At 55.0% G+C, this 6,226-nt stretch carries 6 protein-coding genes; 1 reads left to right on the plus strand and 5 read right to left on the minus strand.

Annotated elements, in window-relative coordinates; translation table 11 throughout:
• The 3 genes from B3520_RS01910 to B3520_RS01920 all read right to left on the minus strand — a co-directional run.
• A partial coding sequence (locus B3520_RS01910) for an extracellular solute-binding protein (RefSeq protein WP_286875226.1) occupies window positions 1-763 on the minus strand: 763 nt, incomplete at its 3' end.
• Window positions 764-768: 5 nt separating this feature from the next.
• Window positions 769-2,034 carry a hypothetical protein gene (locus B3520_RS01915; protein ID WP_286804149.1) on the minus strand — a complete coding sequence of 422 codons (1,266 nt, stop codon included), beginning with the start codon at window positions 2,032-2,034 and terminating at the stop codon, window positions 769-771.
• Window positions 2,035-2,043: 9 nt separating this feature from the next.
• Window positions 2,044-4,158, minus strand: a complete 2,115-nt coding sequence (locus B3520_RS01920) for a BCCT family transporter (RefSeq protein ID WP_286804148.1) — start codon at window positions 4,156-4,158, stop codon at window positions 2,044-2,046.
• A 204-nt stretch (window positions 4,159-4,362) separates the two neighbouring features.
• Between B3520_RS01920 and B3520_RS01925 the strand changes: the two genes are divergently transcribed.
• Window positions 4,363-5,244 (plus strand): ion transporter, encoded by an 882-nt coding sequence (locus B3520_RS01925; protein ID WP_286804147.1) that lies wholly within the window; start codon window positions 4,363-4,365, stop codon window positions 5,242-5,244.
• A 23-nt stretch (window positions 5,245-5,267) separates the two neighbouring features.
• On the opposite strand, the gene B3520_RS01930 is transcribed toward B3520_RS01925, so the two are convergent.
• Together B3520_RS01930 and B3520_RS01935 are read right to left on the minus strand one after the other, a co-directional pair.
• Entirely contained in the window at window positions 5,268-5,621 is a 354-nt protein-coding gene (locus B3520_RS01930; RefSeq protein ID WP_286804146.1) for a DUF1622 domain-containing protein, read from the minus strand.
• A 70-nt stretch (window positions 5,622-5,691) separates the two neighbouring features.
• Window positions 5,692-6,186 (minus strand): GFA family protein, encoded by a 495-nt coding sequence (locus B3520_RS01935; protein ID WP_349678472.1) that lies wholly within the window; start codon window positions 6,184-6,186, stop codon window positions 5,692-5,694.
• Between the last annotated feature and the right edge of the window lie 40 nt (window positions 6,187-6,226).

Consider the following 6,226-nt stretch of genomic DNA (forward strand, 5'->3'; position numbering starts at 1 on the left):
CAATCTCCAGTGGTTCACCCCGTTGCACGGCGTCGTCCACCCGCCCGCTGTAAACCGAGGACATCACCACCTGGCCGGTTTCCAGCAGGCGTATTGCCTCTTCACCTTCTTCCCACCATTCAATGTAGGGTTTGATCCGGTTCAGAACCGTGAACGCTCGATCGACACCGGCTTCGGTGGACAGCACCTCATAAACGTTGCCCCGGGGAACGCCGTCTGCAACCAGTGCCCATTCCAGGTTCCCCTGGGGGCTGCGGCGCAGGCCGCGTCGCCCGGGAAACTGTTTCAGGTCAAAAAAGTCTTCCAGGGTTTCGGGGCCTTTTTCAAACCGCTCCCGATCGTAACTGACCACCGTAGAGCCCACCACGTTACCCACGCCACAGGGCATCAGACTGACATTGATGAAATCCTCACTCGCCGGTGTACCATCCGGCGCGGCCGGCAGGCTCTCCGGGTCAATGGGTTCAAGCAGGCCTTCTTCACAGGCACGAATGGCATCGAACAATTCCAGGTCCACCACATCCCACTTCACATTCCAGGCGCGCACCTGGCGACGGATTTCCTCGATGCCCCCGGTGTACTGAATCACATTGACCCGGGCACCGGTCTCATCCTCATAAGGACGAATGAAACCGAGGATCTGACTTTTCACATAGGCCCCGTCCCAGGACACGACATTCAGCTCATCCCGGGCCGCCGTCTCAAACGCAAACAGGGACAGGGTCAGCGCCATGACGGACGTTATCTTAAATCGCTGTCTCATAAAGCTCACCAGTAAAAACCGATATTAACGTTAAAACGGCCATGCCATTCGTCTTCACCGCCACCGGCCAGAGAACCGTTATCGAAGTAGGCCATATTGTTTGCGAGAATATAGTCCACATAACTGAACAGGGGGCCACTGCCGATGGCACAGCCGGTGGTGTTGATCTGCGAATCCAGAACGCCGGCCCGGCCTTTGTAAAGCCGGGAGTAATCGTTGTAGCAGGTAATGCTGTCCACACTCTCCCACGGCGACGGCACATTGTAGGCCAGGTTGGCGACCAGTATATCCGCCTCGCTGGCAATGTCGTAGGTGCCGGCAAAGGCCCCGACGGTCACTACGCTGTTGTCCACACCCGCCGGGTTGACCGGATCATACTGGTAGCTCATCCCTTTGAGCTGAAGGTTCCAGCGCCCGCAGCGGCTGTCCATATGCGCCGCCGCCGCCCACTGATCGCCACGCCGGTCGGTGGTGGCGTTGTACACTTCGCCGGCCTGTACGGACCCGCCCAGTTCCGTTTCGCAGGCGGTGCCCAGGCCAAAGGTATAGGCGGCACGACCGTTGAACTGGTTGACCTCCTCATTCTGCTGATCATCGGCGCGGATCAGGTCGAAGGAATAACGGTTGGGGTTGCTCGCATCATTGAGCTCTTCGTTTTTGTAGAACGCGAGATGCCAACTCCAGGGGCCATCGGAGCTCTGGTATTTCACGCCCATGTCGTAATCATCCCCAAGCCCCACATAATAGGGAACGCCGAACCAAGCGTTGTGGGCGGGGTATGGCAGCAGACCGAAGGGCACCCGATGGACACCAAACTGAAGCTGGCTTTCGTCTTCGAATTCGTAGCCAATCCAGCCGTGGTGCAGGGTGTGCATATAGGAGTAGTAGCGGTACTCGGCCGAGATCAGGATGTTGTCGATCTCCCCGTCCACGTTCAGGCGAAACACATCCAGCCCGCTCTCGCCGCGCTTACCATCGGAGCTGTCCACAAAATCCCGGTGCACGAGGTTAAAGCGCAAAGCGCCCCCGACATGCACCGCCGGTTCCGATGCACTCGCTTGCTCCCCTGAGCCGTCGGACATGTCCCCCAGATCGCGAACCGAGTCGCTGCGGACCGATTCCTCTTCGAGCTGCTCTACCCGCGCCTTGAGCCGATCGATCTCCTCGATCAGCGCCTCCACTTCAGGATCGCTTTGTGCCTGAGCAGTGCCGCTGAAGGACAAGGCGGCACACAGCGTGCCGAGTACAAACGGTTTTGAAGTCATCGACATACCCGCTCCTTATCCGTCCTGACGGGAGTCCGCATTGGATGACTGCTCAGAGCTCTGAACGCCGGGCTCCTCTTCCGGTGGCTCAGGCGGAGTACTGAGCAGGTCATCGTGCTCCTCCATCCGCCAGGGCAGGCTTCCCGGGGATATGTGCAGGAAGTGCAGGTGCTTCTCAAACTGGTCGAGAATATCGGTAATAATATCCTGCTGATCAAACCCATAAATATCGTAAAGCTGACCACCGCGGCGTAAAAACACTTCCGCCCGATAGTAGTGCCGTTGGGTCTCTTCATCCGGCATTTCCGGATAGGCGTAATCAGGCAGCAGATGTTCCAGCATCCGAATCTCGTAAATGAAATCCACCTGCTCCTCTTTGACCACCTTGAGGTAGAGGCGAAGGTGCTCTTCGTCCAAATGCGTTTCAGCGGACCACCCTTGCTTGGTCAGTTCACGCTCAACCCGATGCATGGCCTTGTTGACCGTGGTGGTCATAAACTCCCACACCTTCGCCTGATCCGGGAAGTTCACCAGACCAGCAAGGCGACGACGCCAGAGTCCTTTGCCGGAGGTCCCGGAAAAACGCTGTTGTACATCGGTTTTCAGGCTGCGGTGATGGTGCCCTTCAATCACCAGGGCGCGCCACATGCCCACCGCCGCAATGATCATGATGATGGAAAACGGCAGGGCACTGGCGATGGTCATGGTCTGCAAAGCACTCAGGCCACCCGCCAACAACAAGGCCGACGCCACCAACCCTTCCGACGTCGCCCAGAAGACTCGCTGCCAGGCGGGGGTATGAATGGCACCGCCCGAGGCCAGTGAATCAATAACCAGCGAACCCGAGTCCGACGATGTGACAAAGAAGGTGATGATCAGGATCACGGTAATAAAGGACACAATCGAGCTCAGAGGCAGCGCCTCGTATAACTTGAACAGCGCCGTGGCATGGTCCGCCTGCACATCGCCAATCAGCGTGGTATAGCCTTCATTCATGATCAGATTCAACGCGGTATCCCCAAAGACCGAGAACCACATGAACGTAAACACCGACGGCACCAGCATCACCCCGACCACAAACTGACGGATGGTTCGGCCCCGGCTGATCTTGGCGATAAACAGACCCACAAACGGCGCCCAGGCGATGGTCCAGCCAAAAATAAACAGCGTCCAGTTACCAATCCAGTCACTGCGGGAATAGGCCTGCAGGTTGAACGTCCGCTCGACGATGTTATTCAGGTAGCTACCCGTGTTCTGCAGAAAGGTTTCCAGGATGTGCACGCTCGGCCCGACGATAAACACAAAGATCATCAGCGACACGGCCAGAAGCATATTCAAAATAGACAGGCGTTTTACGCCTTTATCCATCCCCGCGACCACTGAAAATATGGCAAGGCAGGTAATTACCGCAATTGCAATAATCTGAACGGTTACACTTACCGGAATCTCTGGCCATAAATAGTTCATACCGGCATTGATTTGCGCCACCGATAAGCCAAGCGTGGTCGCAATACCGAACATGGTGCCGAGAATGGCGAACACATCCACCGCATGACCCATGGGCCCATAAATTTTGTCTCCGATCAACGGATACAGCGCGGAGCGAATCGACAATGGCAGACCATGACGAAAGGCAAAATACGCCAGCACCAAGCCTACCAGGCCATAAATCGCCCAGATGTGAAAACCCCAGTGGAAAAAAGCGATTTGCATAGCCTGTTTGGCTGAATTTACCGTTTCAGCCGCGCCTTCTGGCGGAGACGCAAAATGCAACACGGGTTCCGCCACACCAAAGAACAACAGGGCAATACCGTAGCCCGCAGAAAACAGCATGGCGAACCAGGCCGGGAAGCTATACTGAGGGTCAGCGTGATCCGGCCCCAGCTTGATGTGGCCCCACTTGGTCAGCGCCATACTGACGATGAACACCAGGAAAAACGCCACGGAAAGCATGTAGAACCAACCAAAGGTTTCCGTGATATAGCTGAGGGTGGTGGCGAAGGCCTTGCCGGCCAGCTCCGGGTTACTGATAGTGCCCACCACCAGCATGAGGATTACAATGACGGCGGGAATGAAAACCGGTATCAGGACCGTGGAGCCAACACCAGCCTTTGACGCATCTTGAGTCATGGGTTCATCCTTATCGTACGGTAAGTGACTACTTCGGCAGAAACAGCGCCGAACAGGTAAAATGAGTACGCAACCGGATTCAGTATAGACGCATTGTCAAGTGAGCGCAGACACGGAACCAACCCTACATACCTTTGGGCACCGCCGCGGGTAGTGCTATGCTGCCCTTCACGCTACGGAGCCCGTTTACAGGATAATCAGCCCATGTCGTCATTGCAGCCCGCCGATGTCGGAATCAGAACGCGCCTTTTCCAGATCATCTTTGAATCGGATACCCCGGTAGCCAAAGGCTTCGATATCTTACTGGCGATTCTCATCTTCATGAGTGTCGGCGTTATCCTGCTGGACAGTGTTCAGGAATATCACGAACGGTTCGGCACCCTGTTTTATTACACCGAATGGGTGATCACCTTACTATTCACTCTGGAGCTTGGGCTGCGCATCTATTGCCTGCATAAACCGCTGCTTTACCTGAAGAGCTTCTATGGCATCATCGACGTACTGGCCGTTCTGCCCACCTGGCTGATGCTGATTCTCCCCGGGGCTCAGACGCTGGTGGTCATTCGATTGCTACGAACACTACGGTTATTCCGGGTTCTGGAAATGATGGCCCTGGTGGGCCAGGGACGCTTACTGCTGGACGCACTGAAGCGCAGCCGGGGCCAGATAATGCTGTTCCTGTTCACCATCTTGATGTTGGTGACTATTTTTTCCACCTTTCTTTACCTGATCGAACCCCATGAGGCCGGATTTACCAGCATCCCCACCTCCATTTATTGGGGTATCGTCACCCTGACCACCGTCGGCTACGGCGACATCTCACCGGTCACCCCCTTGGGGCAGTTCATCTCCGTCATGATCATGCTCGCGGGCTACTCAATTATCGCACTGCCCGCCGGTGTATTTTCCGCCGAAGTCATTCGGTCACTGCGCGAGGACCGCTATTCCGATGAAGCATGCCCAGGGTGTGGAAAAAACCAGCATGAGCACGACGCCAAGTACTGCAAACACTGCGGCACCTGGTTGAATGAAGAGAAGGAAGAGCCAGACTCAGACACTGATAAGCGCCCGGCAGGCGCAGAATAAGCGCTCTGTAAACGACGCAGTTGTTACTCGCGCTTATCCTGCCAGGGCCATTTACCATACATTTCCACTTCAAGCGTAAAACTGAGGAACGTACGGATCAACACCACGATGGCCAGTACACCAATGGTCTCAAAGGTAAGCTCTACCGCCACCGTATAAATGATGTCTGAGGCGATCAGAAACTCAAGTCCAAGCAGTATACCCCGACCCAATAGTTGACGAAGCTCTTGGAAAATAAAATCCAGGCTCTCTCGCTTGAGCAATCTGAGTACCGCATTGAACAGTGCGTATAGCGCGAACAAGGCAATCGTTCCAATGCCTATCGCCTCAATGACCACTGCACACCAGGCCGCTACATCTGCTAGAAAATCGTCCACGTTGTCTCCCCCCTAAATGCCCCTAAACACTAACCGAGGTGCAGCTTCTATGATCCTACATGGTGGCGCCTCAACCAGGCAGCGACTCGAACGTTGGCAGCACCTCCAACTCTCTATCCCAAACCGCTTTGCTGGATGTAAAGATGTGAGCGGTTGGTTGTATAGACACTTCTGTATCTAAGCACCCGGCGGGAACAACGAGTAGCCCTGTGCCATCACTTATGGGCAGTGCTGAACCGCAAAGCTGACAGAAACTTTTGCTATGGCGAGTACCCTGAAGTCTAAAGGTCGTCACGGAGTCTGAACCCGATAACCAGGTCAGGCTGGCTGACAGCGAAAACAAGTTTGCCGCATGAGCTGATCCGGTATCCTTTTGGCAGTGCTTACAATGACACAGGTAAAAGCTGTCGAAGCCCCCTTGCACCTCAAACCTCACTGCGCCACACAGACACGACCCTTTATGCTTATTCATAGGATTTCCTTGTATGACCTGAAGGTGAAGAACACATATCGACCGCCATACTATCCCCACTACCTGAAGGGCTCTGATAATAAGGATTTCCATTGTTCTACTCGTATTCACACATAACGAGGCTGTAGAAAAA

The sequence above is a fragment of the Marinimicrobium sp. UBA4509 genome (assembly GCF_002388575.1).
In the GTDB taxonomy this organism is placed as follows: domain Bacteria; phylum Pseudomonadota; class Gammaproteobacteria; order Pseudomonadales; family Cellvibrionaceae; genus Marinimicrobium; species Marinimicrobium koreense.